The sequence below is a fragment of the Salipiger abyssi genome, assembly GCF_001975705.1.
GTDB classification, from domain to species: Bacteria; Pseudomonadota; Alphaproteobacteria; order Rhodobacterales; family Rhodobacteraceae; genus Salipiger; species Salipiger abyssi.
The window spans coordinates 4,139,687-4,154,339 of the sequence record NZ_CP015093.1; the positions used below are offsets into that span (position 1 = coordinate 4,139,687).

At 68.7% G+C, this 14,653-nt stretch carries 17 protein-coding genes; 4 read left to right on the plus strand and 13 right to left on the minus strand.

Going from position 1 to position 14,653, the window contains the following annotated elements; all coding sequences use genetic code 11:
* The 4 genes from Ga0080574_RS23690 (at position 1) to Ga0080574_RS23705 (ending at position 4,386) form a co-directional block, all read left to right on the plus strand.
* On the plus strand, positions 1 to 1,374 hold the full coding sequence (locus Ga0080574_RS23690; RefSeq protein ID WP_076705438.1) for a pyruvate dehydrogenase complex E1 component subunit beta: 1,374 nt from the start codon (positions 1 to 3) through the stop codon (positions 1,372 to 1,374).
* Positions 1,371 to 1,634 carry a hypothetical protein gene (locus Ga0080574_RS23695; RefSeq protein ID WP_076705440.1) on the plus strand — a complete coding sequence of 88 codons (264 nt, stop codon included), beginning with the start codon at positions 1,371 to 1,373 and terminating at the stop codon, positions 1,632 to 1,634. The genes Ga0080574_RS23690 and Ga0080574_RS23695 overlap by 4 nt, the downstream gene beginning before the upstream one ends.
* 4 nt (positions 1,635 to 1,638) lie before the next feature.
* Positions 1,639 to 2,979 (plus strand): pyruvate dehydrogenase complex dihydrolipoamide acetyltransferase, encoded by a 1,341-nt coding sequence (locus Ga0080574_RS23700; RefSeq protein WP_076705442.1) that lies wholly within the window; start codon positions 1,639 to 1,641, stop codon positions 2,977 to 2,979.
* 219 nt (positions 2,980 to 3,198) lie between these two features.
* Positions 3,199 to 4,386, plus strand: coding sequence for an MFS transporter (locus Ga0080574_RS23705; protein ID WP_076705444.1), 1,188 nt, complete (start codon positions 3,199 to 3,201; stop codon positions 4,384 to 4,386).
* A gap of 73 nt (positions 4,387 to 4,459) precedes the next feature.
* On the opposite strand, the gene cysE is transcribed toward Ga0080574_RS23705, so the two are convergent.
* The 13 genes from cysE to Ga0080574_RS23770 all read right to left on the minus strand — a co-directional run bounded on the left by cysE (position 4,460) and on the right by Ga0080574_RS23770 (position 14,499).
* Complete coding sequence (cysE, locus tag Ga0080574_RS23710) at positions 4,460 to 5,278, minus strand: serine O-acetyltransferase (RefSeq protein ID WP_076705446.1); 819 nt, start codon at positions 5,276 to 5,278, stop codon at positions 4,460 to 4,462.
* 100 nt (positions 5,279 to 5,378) lie between these two features.
* Positions 5,379 to 5,675 (minus strand): DUF7742 family protein, encoded by a 297-nt coding sequence (locus Ga0080574_RS23715; protein WP_076705448.1) that lies wholly within the window; start codon positions 5,673 to 5,675, stop codon positions 5,379 to 5,381.
* Positions 5,672 to 9,574, minus strand: coding sequence for a baseplate multidomain protein megatron (locus Ga0080574_RS23720; protein WP_076705450.1), 3,903 nt, complete (start codon positions 9,572 to 9,574; stop codon positions 5,672 to 5,674). The genes Ga0080574_RS23715 and Ga0080574_RS23720 overlap by 4 nt, the downstream gene beginning before the upstream one ends.
* Positions 9,574 to 10,014 (minus strand): C40 family peptidase, encoded by a 441-nt coding sequence (locus Ga0080574_RS23725; protein WP_076705452.1) that lies wholly within the window; start codon positions 10,012 to 10,014, stop codon positions 9,574 to 9,576. The genes Ga0080574_RS23720 and Ga0080574_RS23725 overlap by 1 nt, the downstream gene beginning before the upstream one ends.
* Entirely contained in the window at positions 10,011 to 10,892 is an 882-nt protein-coding gene (locus Ga0080574_RS23730) for a phage/gene transfer agent baseplate hub protein (protein WP_076705454.1), read from the minus strand. Before Ga0080574_RS23730 ends, Ga0080574_RS23725 begins: the two co-directional genes overlap by 4 nt.
* Positions 10,892 to 11,524, minus strand: coding sequence for a DUF2460 domain-containing protein (locus tag Ga0080574_RS23735; protein WP_076705456.1), 633 nt, complete (start codon positions 11,522 to 11,524; stop codon positions 10,892 to 10,894). Before Ga0080574_RS23735 ends, Ga0080574_RS23730 begins: the two co-directional genes overlap by 1 nt.
* A 10-nt stretch (positions 11,525 to 11,534) precedes the next feature.
* Complete coding sequence (locus tag Ga0080574_RS23740; RefSeq protein ID WP_076705458.1) at positions 11,535 to 12,200, minus strand: RcGTA-type gene transfer agent tail tape measure protein; 666 nt, start codon at positions 12,198 to 12,200, stop codon at positions 11,535 to 11,537.
* Positions 12,197 to 12,400, minus strand: coding sequence for a rcc01693 family protein (locus Ga0080574_RS23745; RefSeq protein WP_076705461.1), 204 nt, complete (start codon positions 12,398 to 12,400; stop codon positions 12,197 to 12,199). Before Ga0080574_RS23745 ends, Ga0080574_RS23740 begins: the two co-directional genes overlap by 4 nt.
* Positions 12,397 to 12,720, minus strand: a complete 324-nt coding sequence (locus tag Ga0080574_RS23750) for a gene transfer agent family protein (RefSeq protein ID WP_076705462.1) — start codon at positions 12,718 to 12,720, stop codon at positions 12,397 to 12,399. The genes Ga0080574_RS23745 and Ga0080574_RS23750 overlap by 4 nt, the downstream gene beginning before the upstream one ends.
* Complete coding sequence (locus Ga0080574_RS23755; protein ID WP_076705464.1) at positions 12,720 to 13,142, minus strand: phage major tail protein, TP901-1 family; 423 nt, start codon at positions 13,140 to 13,142, stop codon at positions 12,720 to 12,722. The genes Ga0080574_RS23750 and Ga0080574_RS23755 overlap by 1 nt, the downstream gene beginning before the upstream one ends.
* Positions 13,143 to 13,166: 24 nt before the next feature.
* A complete protein-coding gene (locus Ga0080574_RS23760) occupies positions 13,167 to 13,574 on the minus strand; it encodes a DUF3168 domain-containing protein (protein ID WP_076705466.1) in 408 nt (135 codons plus the stop codon).
* Positions 13,571 to 13,909, minus strand: a complete 339-nt coding sequence (locus Ga0080574_RS23765; RefSeq protein ID WP_076705468.1) for a head-tail adaptor protein — start codon at positions 13,907 to 13,909, stop codon at positions 13,571 to 13,573. Before Ga0080574_RS23765 ends, Ga0080574_RS23760 begins: the two co-directional genes overlap by 4 nt.
* On the minus strand, positions 13,906 to 14,499 hold the full coding sequence (locus tag Ga0080574_RS23770; protein WP_076705470.1) for a head-tail connector protein: 594 nt from the start codon (positions 14,497 to 14,499) through the stop codon (positions 13,906 to 13,908). The genes Ga0080574_RS23765 and Ga0080574_RS23770 overlap by 4 nt, the downstream gene beginning before the upstream one ends.
* Positions 14,500 to 14,653 lie beyond the last annotated feature (154 nt).

The window sequence follows — 14,653 nt, forward strand, 5'->3', positions numbered from 1 at the left end:
ATGGCAACACAGATTCTCATGCCCGCGCTCTCGCCCACGATGGAAGAGGGCACGCTGGCAAAATGGCTCGTGAAGGAGGGTGACACCGTCACCTCCGGCGACATCCTCGCCGAGATCGAGACCGACAAGGCAACGATGGAATTCGAGGCGGTCGACGAGGGCATCGTCGGCAAGCTGCTGATCGAGGAAGGCACCGAGGGGGTCAAGGTGAACACCCCCATCGCGGTGATGGTCGAGGAAGGCGAAAGCGTCGAGGATGCCGAGGCCCCTGCCCCGGCGACCGAAGCGCCCGCCGCCGAAGAGGCCCCTGCCGCCGCTCCGGCGCAGGCCGAAGCGCCGGAAAGCAAGGTGCCCGCCGCCGCGGCCTCGCCCGACTGGCCCGAGGGCACGGCGATGAAGAGCCAGACCGTGCGCGAAGCACTTCGCGACGCCATGGCCGAAGAGATGCGCGGCGACGCCAATGTGCTCGTCATGGGTGAGGAAGTCGCCGAGTATCAGGGCGCCTACAAGGTCACCCAGGGGCTTCTCGACGAGTTCAGCGCCAAGCGCGTGATCGACACGCCGATCACCGAGCATGGCTTTGCCGGCATCGGCGTGGGCGCGGCCTTTGGCGGGCTGAAACCCATCGTCGAGTTCATGACCTTCAACTTCGCCATGCAGGCGATGGACCAGATCATCAACTCGGCGGCCAAGACGCTTTATATGTCCGGTGGCCAGATGGGCTGTCCCATCGTGTTCCGCGGCCCGAACGGCGCCGCCGCCCGCGTCGGCGCGCAGCACAGTCAGGACTATGCCGCCTGGTACGCGATGATCCCCGGTCTGAAAGTGGCGATGCCCTATTCCGCAGCCGACGCCAAGGGCCTGCTGAAATCCGCCATCCGCGACCCGAACCCGGTGATCTTCCTGGAAAATGAGATCCTCTACGGGCGCAGCTTCGATGTGCCGGACATGGACGATTTCACCGTTCCCTTCGGCAAGGCGAAGATCTGGCGCGAGGGCAAGGACGTGACCATCGTCAGCTTTGGCATCGGCATGCAATACGCGCTGGAAGCGGCTGAAAAGCTTGCCGAAGACGGCGTCGAGGCCGAGGTGATCGACCTGCGCACCCTGCGCCCGCTCGATTACGGCACGGTCATCGAGTCGGTGAAGAAGACCAACCGCTGCGTCACCGTCGAGGAGGGCTTCCCGGTGGGCGCCATCGGCAACCATCTGGGGGCCTATATCATGCAGAACGCCTTCGATTATCTCGATGCGCCGGTGATCAACTGCACCGGCAAGGACGTTCCCATGCCCTATGCCGCCAATCTCGAGAAACACGCGCTGGTGACCACCGCCGAGGTGCTCGAGGCGGTCAAGCAGGTGACCTACCGGTGAGCCCGGTCGAGGTGATCGGGCGCGACGTGGCGCGCGAGGCCTATCGGGTCCGGGTGGATGCCGAGGGTCTCGCCCGCACCGCGCTGGTGCCCGAATGCCTCATGGAAACGCTGCGCCCGGGCGAGCGCCCGAGCCACCAAGAAGCCTATGAATGGATCGCCGCACATCGCGGCAGGATCGAGAAGGCGGTGATCGCGCGGGCAGCGGCCCGCACGCCGCGCCCGCCCTACGATCTCGTGACCCTCGCCGAGGAGAGCTGAAGACATGCCCACCGAAATCCTGATGCCCGCCCTGTCGCCGACCATGGAGGAAGGCACGCTGGCCAAATGGCTGGTCAAGGAAGGCGACACCGTGAATTCCGGCGACATTCTCGCCGAGATCGAAACCGACAAGGCCACGATGGAGTTCGAGGCGGTGGACGAAGGCACCATCGGCAAGATCCTCATCGAAGAGGGCTCCGAGGGGGTGAAGGTCAACACCCCCATCGCCGTGCTGCTGGAAGAGGGCGAGAGCGCCGACGATATCGAAACCTCCTCCGCCCCTGCGCCGGCAGAGGAAAAACCCGCCCCGGCCCCCGCCGCGGACGAGAAACCCGAGCCGGGGCCGCAACAGGCGGCCGCGGCGGCGACCCCCGCCACCCCTGCCCCGGCGGCGCCCGAAGCCGCCGATGGCAGCCGCATCTTCGCCACCCCGCTGGCGCGCCGCATCGCTGCCGACAAGGGTCTGGACCTGACGCAGATCAAGGGCTCCGGCCCGCATGGCCGCATAGTCAAGGCGGATGTCGAGGGCGCCAAGGCCGCCCCCGCCGAGAAAGCTGCGCCCGCGGCTGCCGAGGCGCCCGCCGCCAAGGCCGATGCGGTTGCCATGCCCGCCAGCCCCGGCGCCGAGCAGGTCAAGAAGATGTACGAGGGCCGCGACTACGAAGAAGTCAAGCTCGACGGCATGCGCAAGACGGTGGCGAGCCGCCTCACCGAGGCCAAGCAGACCATCCCGCATTTCTACCTGCGCCGCGACATCAAGCTCGACGCGCTGCTGAAATTCCGCAGCCAGCTCAACAAGCAGCTCGAAGGCCGCGGCGTGAAGCTCTCGGTCAACGACTTCATCATCAAAGCCTGCGCGCTTGCCCTGCAATCGGTGCCCGACGCCAATGCGGTCTGGGCCGGCGACCGGATCCTCAAGCTCACCCCCTCCGATGTCGCGGTCGCCGTGGCGATCGAGGGCGGGCTCTTCACCCCGGTACTGAAGGATGCCGAGATGAAATCGCTCTCGGCACTCTCCGCCGAGATGAAGGATCTCGCGGGCCGCGCCCGCAACAAGAAGCTCGCGCCGCATGAATATGTCGGCGGCAGCTTTGCGATCTCCAATCTGGGCATGTACGGCATCGACAATTTCGACGCGGTCATCAACCCGCCGCATGGCGCCATCCTCGCCGTGGGCGCGGGCGTCAAGAAGCCGGTCGTGGGCGCCGATGGCGAGCTGACCGTGGCGACGGTGATGTCGGTGACGCTCTCCGTGGATCACCGGGTCATCGACGGCGCGCTGGGGGCCGAGCTGCTCCAGGCCATCGTCGAGAACCTGGAGAACCCGATGGTGATGCTGGCCTGACCTGTCTGCCAGACCGCATCGCTCGAAACGCCCGCCGCCCACCGGCGGGCGTTTCCTTTTCCGGCGTGCCGCATGGCATCTATGCCTCTGGCTCATGCCGCCCATGCGACGGGCGGGCTTGCCGGCGCCCCGCCGCGCCGTTAGCGTAGGACATGCTGCATCGCGGCAGGGCCGGCATGCCCGAACCGCGCGCAAACCCCGACATGCCGGAGACGTTCCATGGTCTATACCGACCGCCAGGCCCGCCTGACGATCCTGTCCCTCGCGCTCGGTGCCTTCGCCATCGGCGTCACCGAATTCGCCGCGATGGGGCTCTTGCCCTATTACGCCGCCGATCTCGGCGTGAGCGAGCCGCGCGCCGGCCACGCGGTCAGCGCCTATGCCATCGGCGTGGTCGTCGGCGCGCCGGTGCTGGCGGTGCTGGGCAGCCTGCTGCCGCGCAAACTGCTGCTGGTGCTGCTCATGGCGTTCTTCCTGCTGGCCAATGCGCTCTCGGCCATGGCGCCGGGCATCGACACGCTGGTGGTGGCGCGGGTGCTGGCGGGGCTGCCGCATGGCGCCTTCCTTGGCATCGGCATGCTGTTTGCCGCCGAGATGTCGCCCGAGGGGCGCAAGGCGGCGGGCGTGGCACAGGTGCTCATGGGACTGACCATCGCCAATGTGATCGGCGTGCCGGCGGCGGGCGCGATCGGCCAGGCCTTCGGCTGGCGCTGGTGCTTTGTCATCGTCGCGGTGATCGCGGCAGGCTCGGCGGCGATGATCGCCCGGGTCGCGCCGCAGCCGCAGGAAGCCCCGGCGGCGAACCCGCTGCGCGAGCTCTCGGCGCTGGCCAACCGCGCGGTCTGGCTGACGCTGCTGGTGGGCGCGGTGGGCTTCGGCGCCATCTTCGCGGTCTATTCCTATTTCTCGGCGGCAATGATCGCGGCGGCCAAGGCGCCGGAATGGGCGATCCCGCTGGCGCTCTCGGGCTTCGGCATCGGCGGCACGGCGGGCAATTACATCGCCGGACGGCTGGCGAGCTGGTCACGGCTCGGCGGCGCGCTGGTGCTGCTTTGCGGCATGATCGCCATATCGCTGCTCTATGCGGCGGTGATGGGCCATTGGGTGGCGATGGCGCTGGTGGTGATGGCGCTGGGACTGACCGCCGGGCTGGTGATCCCGCTCCAGATGCGGCTGATGGATGTGGCGGGCGAGGGCCAGACCCTGGCCGCCGCGCTGAACCACGCCGCCTTCAACGCCGCCAACGCGCTGGGGCCGTGGCTCGCGGGGATGGCGCTGGCGGCGGGCTATGGCTGGCAGGTGACCGGCCAGGTCGGCGCCGCGCTGGCGGCGGCGGGGATTGTCGTGCTGGGGCTGGCCTGGCTCGACGCAAGACCCCGGCGCCGGGCGCTCGCCGCAGGCTGCTGAGCCCCGCGCCACGCGCAAGATCCTTCAAAGGATCTTGCAAAACGCTTCGAAGCGTTTTGGCCGCCCGGACCGCTCAGCCCGAGCAGTTGCAGCCGGTGAGCTTCTGATCCATGTTGCGCGACGGCTGATCGCAGCCGGCATCGCCGACGATCTTTGCCGGCACCCCCGCCACGGTCTTGCAGGGCGGCACCTCTTCCAGCACCACCGAGCCCGCCGCGATGCGCGAGCCGCTGCCGATGCGGATATTGCCCAGCACCTTGGCGCCGGCACCGATCAATACGCCGTCGCCGATCTTGGGGTGACGGTCCTCGTCCTCCTTGCCGGTGCCGCCCAGCGTCACCGAATGCAGGATCGAGACATCGTTGCCCACCACCGCCGTCTCGCCGATGACAATGGAATGGGCGTGGTCGATCATGATGCCCTGCCCGATCTTCGCCGCCGGGTGGATATCGACGCCGAAGAGCTCCGAGGCGCGCATCTGGAAGAAGGAGGCGAGATCCTTGCGCCCCTCGCTCCACAGCCAATGCGCCACACGCTGGCTCTGCACCGCCTGGAAGCCCTTGAAATAGAGCAGCGGCTGGAGAAACCGGTGGCAGGCCGGGTCGCGGTCATGGGTGGCACGGATATCGGCCCGCGCGGCACGCGCCAGCCACGGGTCCGAGGCATAGGCCTTGTCGCAGATCTCGCGCAGGATCTGTTCCGACATCTCGCCATTGGCGAGCTTCATCGAGATCCGGAAGGCCAGCGCCCCCTCTATGGTGGCGTGGTGCAGCACCGAGACATGCACCATCCCGCCCAGCAGCGGCTCGGCGGCGACGGCCTCTTCGGCCTCGCGGGTGATGCGGGCCCAGACCGGGTCCAGCTCGGCGATCCTTGCGCGGGTTTCGGCCATGTTTCCCTCCGTTGCGTCCTGCCCTTATAGCAGATAGCCGCGACGGTCCGAAACGCAAAACCGTGATAGGGTCAATCGCGAAACCGCATGGGCCGCGCGCTCAGCGCCCGGGCAGGCCGCGCCGATGGCACCGCAGCGCCTCCAGCACCAGGATCAGGCAATCGGCGTAATCGGGATCGTCGAGCCGCCGCTCAGGCGCAATCGCCTGCGACAGCGCCGCCGACATCAGCGTGCCGTTGCCCCATTCCGCATGCGCCCGGCCGATGCGGCGGCGGTAGCGGTCCGCCGCATCGGCCCGCGCCACCAGATCCCGCGCAGCCCGCCAGCGCTGCCCCTGCGGCACGCTCAACAGCGCGCAGGCGGCGCAGATCAGATCGCCATGCAGCACCGGCCTCATGCCGAGAGCGTCACCCTCGCGAACGGCCCCGGCCCGTAACGCGCCGAGATCTGCGCCACCTCGATGGCATAGACGCCCGAAATCCCGTCCTGCGCCGGATCGTAGCTCCAGGCGGGCTGCGCCACCTGCGCGCTGCGCAGCACCGTCTCGCCCTGCGTCACGCGCAGCTGATAGGCCTCGCTCTCCTCGCCCAGCGGCACCTCGTGGAGCGCCCAGCTGTCACCGTCGATGCGGGTGCGCCGGATCCAGCTGACATCGACGCCGCTGCCGGTCTCGACCGCGCGCAGATGCGCCGGGCGGTAGGGCCGCAACCCGTTGCCGTCAAAGGCATGCACCTCTTGCACATAGCTCGGATCGTCATAGCCGCGCCGTGCCGGACCGATGCGGTAATGCCGCTGCTGGCGCCGCAGCGCCGCCGCCAGCGCGATCTGCTGCGGTGTGCCGTCGAGCGCCACCACCCAGGACCCCTCGGGCCAGACCTCCGGCATGAGACCGTCGGTGCCGAACTGCCCGCGCAGCCGGTGGCTCAGCATCCAGACGCCTTCGCCCGCCATCTGCGCATCGCGGAACTGAAAGATCTCCCAGGCGCCGGGCGTACCGTCGCCGATGGCCATCAGATTGCCCCCCGCGAGCAGCGCTTCGTCGCCGATGGATTGCAGCGTGCCCGAGAGCATCCGCAGCTGCAACAGCCCGCCCCGGTCGATCCGCCCGGCGGGCGCCGCCGCCAGCGGCGTCTCGGTCACGCCGATCGCCGAACGCGCGGCGATGATCTCGTTCAGCACGTAATCCGCATCCGACCCGGACTCGTAGACCGCCACCGATCCCGGCCACGGATCGGAGGTCAGCGCCACATGCGGCGCGTGCTCGACCTCCTCGCCGCTCATCAGCGGCAGATCCAAGAAGAAGGGCAGCACCTGCACCGCCGGGATGAAGGCGCGCAGGCTCGGCGCGTCGTCGGGGAAATCCGACGGCAGGTAGACATCCGGCTCGATCCGCACCGCATCCACCAGCTGATGCGTGCCGATCTCGACCCGGTCGACCCGCGCCAGCACCCGCCCCGCCTCGGCGGGCAGCGAGACCACATCCCCCGCCGCAACCGGAAGCTGCGAGGGCGGCAGCGCGAAACGCAGGCTCTCGCGCGCCACGCGCCCCTCGGCAAGCCAGCGCTCCACCGTCATCCGCGCCTCGCGCCGGGTCAGCGCCATGGAGAGCTCGGACTCGGCCACCGCATGGGTTTCCTCGTCGGGCAGCACCGTCTCTTCGGCGGCAATGGCGTGATCGCCATCCGCCTCGACAAAGCGCAGCCGCACCCGGCCCGCCATCTCCGCCTCGCTGGCCCGGCTGCGCACCAGATCGCCGTCGAGCTCTTCGGACACCGCCAGCCGCTCCGGCGCCAGCTCCACCGCATCGCGCCCGCGCCGCAGCGCAAAGACCAGCGCCCCGTCGCGCTCGATCGCATCCACCCCATGCGCCAGCATCAGCGGTTGCAGCGCGCGGCGGGCGTCGCCCACCTGGTCCACCGCATAGCCCCGCACCCAGCCATGCAACCCGCTCACATCGTAGTCGTGCAGACCCACGCTGTCGCAGATCTCCGCCACCACCGAGGCCAGCGTGCGCGACGAGACACGCCCGTTGAGCCAGTGCCCGCGCCGGTAATTGCCGCCATCGGTCCAGAGCTCCGAAAGCCCCGGAAACCACGGATAAGGCCGCGCATCCCAGGCCCAGACATAAGCGTGATCCATGTCGAGCATCGGCCCGCCATACTCCTCCGAGACCGGGTTATGCGCCGGATCGCCCCAATAGGCATGCATCGCGCGCAGATATTGCCGCTGGATAAGTTCATCTCGCAAGCCATTGGAATAATACGGCAACCGGCTTTCAGAGCTTTTCGGATCGAGGAACTTGTTGGGCTGGTTGGTGCCCTTGTCGAGCGCGGCACAACCCAGCTCGGTAAAGCGCAGGGGCTTCGATCCCGGCTCCCAGGCGGTGGGGTCGGCCTGCCGTACGCCACCGATCCGCTCGTGATGAGCATTGCCCCACCAGCCGCGCAGATCCTTGTAGCGGAACACCCAGGGCTCGTCATGCGCCCCGTCGGTGATGGGCTCCCGGCGCTGCGCCGCGCGCGCCTCGGCACTGGGGTAGTACCAGTCATAGCCCTCGCCGCCGGCAACATTGGCCATGAGGTAGTCGGGGTTGTAGATCGCGCCCCAATGCGCATCCGCATGGTCGTCGCCGTCACGCCAGTCCGACAGCGGCATGTAATTGTCGATGCCGATAAAGTCGATCTGATCGTCCGCCCAGAGCGGATCGAGATGGAAATACACATCCCCCGTCCCGTCCTGCGGATGATAGCCGAAATATTCCGACCAATCGGCGGCATAGCCGAGCTTCACCTCCGGCCCCAGCAGCGCGCGGCATTCGGCGGCCAGCGCGCGCAGAGCCGCGACCGCCGGAAAGCCACTGTCCGAGCGGATCTGCGTCAGCGCCCGCATCTCAGACCCGATGCAGAAGGACTCGACCCCGCCCGCCGCCGCGCAGAGCGCCGCCTGATGCAGGATGAACCGGCTATAGGACCATTCCGCCGGCCCGTCATAGCTCACCGTGCCGTCGCCCACGGAGAAATCCGCCGCCGTCACGGTGCCGATGAAATCCGCCACCTCGCTGGCCGCCGCCGCCGTGCCGTCGGGCGAGCCGTCACGCCCCGGCGCCGCGCTCAGGGTGATCCGCCCGCGCCAGGGCAGCGGCGGCTGGTCTTCCGCGCCGCTCCACGGGTCTTCGAGCCCGTTGCCCTCCAGCTGCTCCATCAGGATGAAGGGGTAATACATCACCTCCAGCCCGCGATCCGCCATGCGCCGGATCGCCTGCACCACCGAGGCATCGCAGGGTGTGCCGCCATAGACCGGACGGTCCTCGACGCGGGGCACCAGCTCCGCCGCGCCGCGTGCCAGCCCCGAGACTTTCCATTTCATCTTTTTCCCGTCGAACTCATCCTGTTCGATCTTGGGTTTGATCTCACATTGCCCACAGCGCAGATCGCTGCCGAACCAGCTCACCACCAGCGAGACCGCGCCGCAGCCCGGCATCTCGTCGGTGAGTTGATCCAGCGACGTGTTGAAATCCGGCGCTTCGGAGGGCGAGTTCACGTTCACCACCCCCGAAGATCCCTTGCCGTATTTCATATGTACCGGCTCCGTCGCCAGCGCATATTCCCCCGTGCCCGGGATCATCGCCACGCCGCGGATCGCATGCGGCACATCCTCGGGGTCGTCCTGCACCGGTCGCGTCACCTCGAAACTGAACTGCGGCACCCGGTTGCCGAAGGCTTCCAGCATCAGATCCTCGATCACCACATAGGCGGTGCCGCGATAGGCTGGCACCAGACCTGCGCCCTCCTCCGCCTCCATGCGCGGATCGGGCGCCTGATCGCGGCTGCCCGGATAGACCCGCATGTTCAGATCGCTGACCGGCAGCTCGGCGCCATCCGCCCAGACCCGGTTCACCCCTGAAATCTCGCCCTTGCAAAGCGCCAGCGCGAGGCTCACCGAATAGCTGTAGCTCTTCACCGTCGGCCCCGAGGGCTGGCCCTTGCCGCCGCCGCCGGTTTTCTTCTTCTTCACATGTTCGACGAATTCCGTGGCCCAGATCACATGGCCACCGACCCGCATCCGCCCATAGACCTGCGCGATGGCCGCGCCTTCGCCGGCACCGCTCAGCCGAAAACGCTCGATGCGGCCGGTCTCGACCGTCTCGGCGCCCTTGCCCATCAGCCGCTGATCCAGCGCCCGGCCGAAACTCGCGCCGATAAAGCGGCCCACCGCCGTCATCGACAGCCCCAGAACCGAACCGCCGATTGCGCTGCCTGCCGCCGCGCCGACGGCTGAGAAAAGGATCGTCGCCATTATGTCACCTCTGTTGGAAGGGCAAAGCGCGCCGCGATGCGCCGCCGCCAGGGCTGGCTCAGCGGGCTTTCGATCACCCCGTGCCCGTTATAGGCATGCACAAAGCTCGCCGCCGCGCCGATGCCCGCCTGAAGCCCCAGATGTTTCGCCACCGCGCCCTCGCGCATGCGGAAGAGCAGCACATCGCCCGGTGCCTCGTCCTCGCGCGGCTTGCGCGCCATATAGCGCAGCCCGATGCGCAGCAGCGCCTCGTCGCCCTGTGGCTCGGACCAGTCCATCGTGTAGGGCGGCGCCTGCTCGGGCTCCGGCCCGATCAGCTCGCGCCAGACCCCGCGCAACAGCCCCAGACAGTCGCAGCCCGCGCCCCGGACCGAGGCCTGATGCACATAGGGCGTGCCGATCCAGCCGCGCGCGGCGGCGACAACGCGCGCCCCGCTCATCGCCGGCTCCCGCCGCTCTGCGACTTCGCCTGCGAAGGGTGCACCATGATCCAGTCCTCTTCGGGAATATCCGGAAAGCCCTGAAAGTTCAGGATATTGTTGAATTTCAACCGACAGGTCTCAAACCGCTTGTCGCACCCGGCGAAAAGCCGGAGCATATCGCCCGCCGCCACCGGCGCGCCCAGCGGCTCCCAGAGTTCGATCAGCCGCTCACCGTTCCAGAAGCGGTCGCGCTTGATGCTGCCGCTCAGCCCCTCGGCGGCGCCGCTCAGCACCTCGAAGCGCCCGCGCTGGAACCAGCCGGCCTCGAACCCGGTGAGATCGCCAAAGCGGAAGGAGCGGTTTTCCTCGACGCCAAGCGCCGGCCCCTCGTGGAAATACCCCGGCTCGCTCAGATCGGCACCGCAGGCGGCATCGCCCAGAACCGCGCTACAGGGCGCCTGAAACACCCGCCCCACCGGGCGGTTCAGCATCTCGGTCAGCCCGCGCAGCTCGGCGTGAAACGCGCCATTCGCGCGCCGGATCTCGCCGATGCTGCCCCGGAACATCATCCTTCGCTGGTCGGTATCGCGCCAGTTCACCAGCCACGAGACAACTTCGGCCCCGTCAAAGCGCCCGGCCTCGATATCCGCCTCCGACAGCGCATCGTCGCGCAGCGCGCCCATGGCCTCGGTATTGTCCACCGAGAGCCCGGTCGCCTGTTGCAGCGCCATCGCCGTCAGCCCGGTATCGGCGCGAAACACGAGCCCGTCAAAGCTCAGATCGCGGTCGTGATCGGTGAATCCGTAGCGCGTGCCGTCGCGCCGCGTCACCGCCCAGCAGCGCGCCACCGTGGTCAGCCCGGTGGCGAGATGCACGTGAAGCTCGTCCACCCCCATCAGACCCGCACCTCCACCACCGGCACGTCGGGCGCCTGGCCCGCCTTGAAGCTCGCGACGCTGACATTGATCCGGTCGGTATCGAACCGCACCGGCACGTCGAATTCGAACCCTGCCGAGACCTCGACCCCGGCCAGCGGCGGCTCTTCGAATGTGATCACCCCGGTGGTCAGGTCGATCTCGAAATGCACGCCCTCGCGCATCTCGACATCCTGCACCGCCGCCAGCACCGTGCCGGCCACCGGCTTCGTGATCGGGCGGGCATAGGCGGCGGCGCCCGAGCGGTAATTCTTGACCAGTTGAAAGGCCCGGGTTTCGCCGTCGCCCTCGGCGATCACCTGATCGGTGGGCGTCACCCTGCCGCTGGGTTTGCACGACCGGTAATCCGCCCAGTCCTTCCAGCGGAATCCGTAAAGCTGGCCGTGCCGCGCCTCGAAAAACGCCAGCAGCGCCTCGATATCGTCGAGCCCGCGCAGCCCCAGCCCGGCGTCGTAGCGCCGCCGCGAATGCGCCCAGGGGCTGTTGCGCTCCTCGAACCCGCTGGTCAGTTCGACCACATCCGTGCGCCGCTCCGGCCCGCCCAGCGCGCCAAAGCTCAGATCCGCCGGAAATCTCACCTCGTGAAAACTCATCGCCCGTTCCTCACCTGTTGCGCGCGCCCTGGCCGAGCGCGCGGCTCATCTGCGCCGCGATCTGCGACTGGCTGCGCCGAAAGCTCTGCGCGTCCGGCGTGGTGATGTTCATCACCACCGTGACCGGCTGCGCACCGCCGCTCTGCGCCCGCACCCCGAGCTTGCCGTCCGGCCCGCGGGTCAGCGGCATGATCGCCTCGGGCCCCGCCTCGCCCATCAGCCCGGTGCCGCCGCGCATGGGAAAGCTCACCGGCCCGTTCACCACGCCGCCGCTGGCAAAGGGCATCACCCGCCCCTGGCTGAAGGAGCCGCCCTTTTCGAACCAGGAAAACCCGCTGAAGAGCCCGGCGAGATTGCCCGCCAGCATCCCGCCCACATGCTGGGTCACCGGCTTCACCGCGGCCTTGTAGGCGGTGTCGATCATCGAGCGGGCCACCTGCTCCAGTGCCTCGCTCAGCTTTGCGCCGTCCAGCACCACCGCGTCGATGGCGCGCCCCAGCCCCTTGCTCAGCGCACCCTCCAGCTTGGCCACATTGCGCCCCGTCGCGGAAAAGGTCTGGTGGATGCGCTTCATCTCGGCATCGAACCCCGCCGCCATGGCGCTGGCGGAGCCAAGCCGCTGTTCCAGCCCGGCTATCTCGGTCTCCAGATCGTCCAGCGTGTCCAAATCGGTCATCGGGCATCTCCTTTCATCTCGTCGGGGAAGGCCGCGATCAGCTCATCGAGCCGCGCCCGTCCCATCGGTGTGCCGCCGCTCTCTTCCCCCAGCATCAGCCGCAGCTCGGCGGGGGTGAGCGTCCAGAACTGCTCGGGCGTCAGCCCCAGCCCGCGCAGACCCGCGCGCAGCAGCTGCTGCCAGGCAAACCCGTCGCTCATCCGCTTTCCTCCGGCAGCATGAAGGCCCGCGCCAGCAGCTCCGCCGCCGCCTTCGCCGCGGCCATCGGGCCGCCGGCGATCTCGGCGCGCAGCAGATCCGCCGCGCTCCCCTCCCAGCCGCCGCCGCGCAGCCCGGCGACGATCAGCGCCAGCACGTCGCGCGTGCTGCACCGGCCCTCCTCGAAGCGCTGCACCAGCGCCACCAGAGAGCCCTCCTCGAGCCCAGCTTCCAGCTCGGCCAGCGCCCCCAGCGTCAGCCGCATGGCGCGCTCCTCGCCGTCAAGGGTCAGCGCCACCTCTCCCCGCCACGGATTGGCCATTACGCCACCGGTACCGGCACGAATTGCAGCGCCCCCGCCGAGGCGAGCGAGACCTCATAGGTCGCCTCGCCATTATGCGAGCCAGCATATTCGATGGAGGTCAGCTGAAACGCCCCTTCCACCGTGCCGAAATCCGGGATGATCACCTGGAAATCCGGCGTCTCCCCGTCGAAAAAGATCTGCCGGGCGCGCTCGTCCGTGCCCGCGTCGCGGAACACGCCCGAGCCCGAGATATTGGCCGATTTCACCCCGGCCCCCGCCAGCAGCTCGCGCCAGCCGCCCTGGCTCTCCAGCGTCGTCACATCGACGCTTTCCGCGTTGAAGCTCACCCGCGTCGCGCGCAGCCCCGCCATGGTCTCGAACTGGCCGTCGCCGGTCAGATCCACCTTGATCAAAAGATCCTTGCCGTTCTGGGCACCCATCGCCTTACTCCTTGAATAGAGGGATCAATCGTCTTCGACGCGGGCGCGGAAGGTCATGTCGATCCGCCGCAGCCCGCCGCTTTCGCGCTTTGCCCGCGCCTTCAGAAAGCGCAGGCTCACCAACCGCCCCCGGTCGAGCGCCAGCCCCGCGTCGTTCAGCGCATCGCAGGCCGCCGCCGCCACCGTCTTGGCCATCTGAAACCCCGCCGCGTCGGTCACCACCGCCACGGTGAGATCGTGCCAGGCGCCGCCGCCGCTCTGGTCCGAGGCATCTTTTGCCGTCTCGGAGCCCAGCAGCACGTACAGCCCCGGCAGCGTGCCCGCCGGCAGCGCGTCGTAGATGTCGCTGCCAACCAGCGCGCTCAGCGCCCCGTCGCCCGAAAGCTGCTGATACACGGCGCCCTGCAACGCCGCCGACATCGCATAGCTCATGCCGCCACCTCCTCGCGGGTCTCGCAGATCAGATACATCCCGCCCGGCTCGTGCTCGGTCACCGTGAGGATGCGGAAGAGCCGCCCCCCCTGACGCAAGCGCTGACCCGGCACCGGCCGGTTCGAGTGGCCCTGCGGCGCGGCGCGCACGGTGATGCGGAACCCGCCCACCGCCAGTGCGCCCGCCTCGCCATTGGCCTCGCGCCCCGTGCGCGGCCGGATCTCCGCCCAGAGCGTGCCCAGCACGCTCCAGCTCTCGGTCAGCCCGCCGGCGCCATCCGGCGCGCTCATCGGCGCTTCCAGCACCAGTTGGCGGTTCAGATGCGGCCCGCTCATGCTCCGAACCCCATGCGCATGGGCCGGTAGCGGGCAATGAGCGAGGTCACACCGAAGGGCATGCAGCCCTGTCCCAGCGCCGTCTCGTCGCGATATTCGTAGTAATGCGCCGCCAGCAGCAGCACCGCCTGTGCCAGATCGGCGGGCAGATCGTCGAAGCCCCCGCCATAGCCCGCGGTAAACCGGATCTCTGCCGCGCCGCCCTCGGGGATTGCCGGCAGCGCCGTGCCCTGCGGGCGCAGCCTCGGCGCCTGCCCGTCCACCTCCAGCCGGTAGCGCGCCGGGTCGATGACCTCTGCCGCTCCGAACCGATCCACGACGGAAAGCTGGCTCACCGCGCTCACCGGCGCCACCGGAAACACCGCAGCTTCCGGGTCGCGCCAGCCGTTCAGCGTCCAGACAAAGCCGCGTGTGATCAGCGCCTTGCCCGTTCGCGCCTCGATGGCCGCCAGCGCCGCCCGCAGGAACGAGCCCAGCACCGCATCCTGCACGTCGTCCTCGGCAAAGCCGCTACCCAGCCGCAGGTGGCGCTTCAGCGCCGCCACCGGAAGGGCCGCGTCGGGCACCTGTGTTTCTTCGATCAACATCATCTGTATTCTCCGCAATCCTCTCCCGACCTCCGCGACCGGGGCTCAAGGCGGGCGCGTGCCGCCCACGTTGCTCGGACGGAGGGGAGCAGCTGGACAACGCGAGTTCTTCCGGCACGCGCCCCATGAAGGCGGGTCGCCCCGCCCTCATGTCCGC

What these genes read in the sequence shown, in the direction of transcription:
- Ga0080574_RS23690 (WP_076705438.1), top strand. Translation starts at nt 1, where the DNA reads ATGGCAACACAGATTCTCATGCCCGCGCTCTCGCCCACGATGGAAGAG.
- Ga0080574_RS23765 (WP_076705468.1), bottom strand. Translation starts at nt 13,909, where the DNA reads ATGAGCGGGCCGCATCTGAACCGCCAACTGGTGCTGGAAGCGCCGATG.
- Ga0080574_RS23745 (WP_076705461.1), bottom strand. Translation starts at nt 12,400, where the DNA reads ATGAGCGACGGGTTTGCCTGGCAGCAGCTGCTGCGCGCGGGTCTGCGC.
- Ga0080574_RS23720 (WP_076705450.1), bottom strand. Translation starts at nt 9,574, where the DNA reads ATGGCGACGATCCTTTTCTCAGCCGTCGGCGCGGCGGCAGGCAGCGCA.
- Ga0080574_RS23770 (WP_076705470.1), bottom strand. Translation starts at nt 14,499, where the DNA reads ATGATGTTGATCGAAGAAACACAGGTGCCCGACGCGGCCCTTCCGGTG.
- Ga0080574_RS23735 (WP_076705456.1), bottom strand. Translation starts at nt 11,524, where the DNA reads ATGAGTTTTCACGAGGTGAGATTTCCGGCGGATCTGAGCTTTGGCGCG.
- Ga0080574_RS23730 (WP_076705454.1), bottom strand. Translation starts at nt 10,892, where the DNA reads ATGGGGGTGGACGAGCTTCACGTGCATCTCGCCACCGGGCTGACCACG.
- Ga0080574_RS23715 (WP_076705448.1), bottom strand. Translation starts at nt 5,675, where the DNA reads ATGAGGCCGGTGCTGCATGGCGATCTGATCTGCGCCGCCTGCGCGCTG.
- Ga0080574_RS23725 (WP_076705452.1), bottom strand. Translation starts at nt 10,014, where the DNA reads ATGAGCGGGGCGCGCGTTGTCGCCGCCGCGCGCGGCTGGATCGGCACG.
- Ga0080574_RS23760 (WP_076705466.1), bottom strand. Translation starts at nt 13,574, where the DNA reads ATGAGCTATGCGATGTCGGCGGCGTTGCAGGGCGCCGTGTATCAGCAG.
- cysE (WP_076705446.1), bottom strand. Translation starts at nt 5,278, where the DNA reads ATGGCCGAAACCCGCGCAAGGATCGCCGAGCTGGACCCGGTCTGGGCC.
- Ga0080574_RS23755 (WP_076705464.1), bottom strand. Translation starts at nt 13,142, where the DNA reads ATGGGTGCCCAGAACGGCAAGGATCTTTTGATCAAGGTGGATCTGACC.
- Ga0080574_RS23700 (WP_076705442.1), top strand. Translation starts at nt 1,639, where the DNA reads ATGCCCACCGAAATCCTGATGCCCGCCCTGTCGCCGACCATGGAGGAA.
- Ga0080574_RS23705 (WP_076705444.1), top strand. Translation starts at nt 3,199, where the DNA reads ATGGTCTATACCGACCGCCAGGCCCGCCTGACGATCCTGTCCCTCGCG.
- Ga0080574_RS23740 (WP_076705458.1), bottom strand. Translation starts at nt 12,200, where the DNA reads ATGACCGATTTGGACACGCTGGACGATCTGGAGACCGAGATAGCCGGG.
- Ga0080574_RS23750 (WP_076705462.1), bottom strand. Translation starts at nt 12,720, where the DNA reads ATGGCCAATCCGTGGCGGGGAGAGGTGGCGCTGACCCTTGACGGCGAG.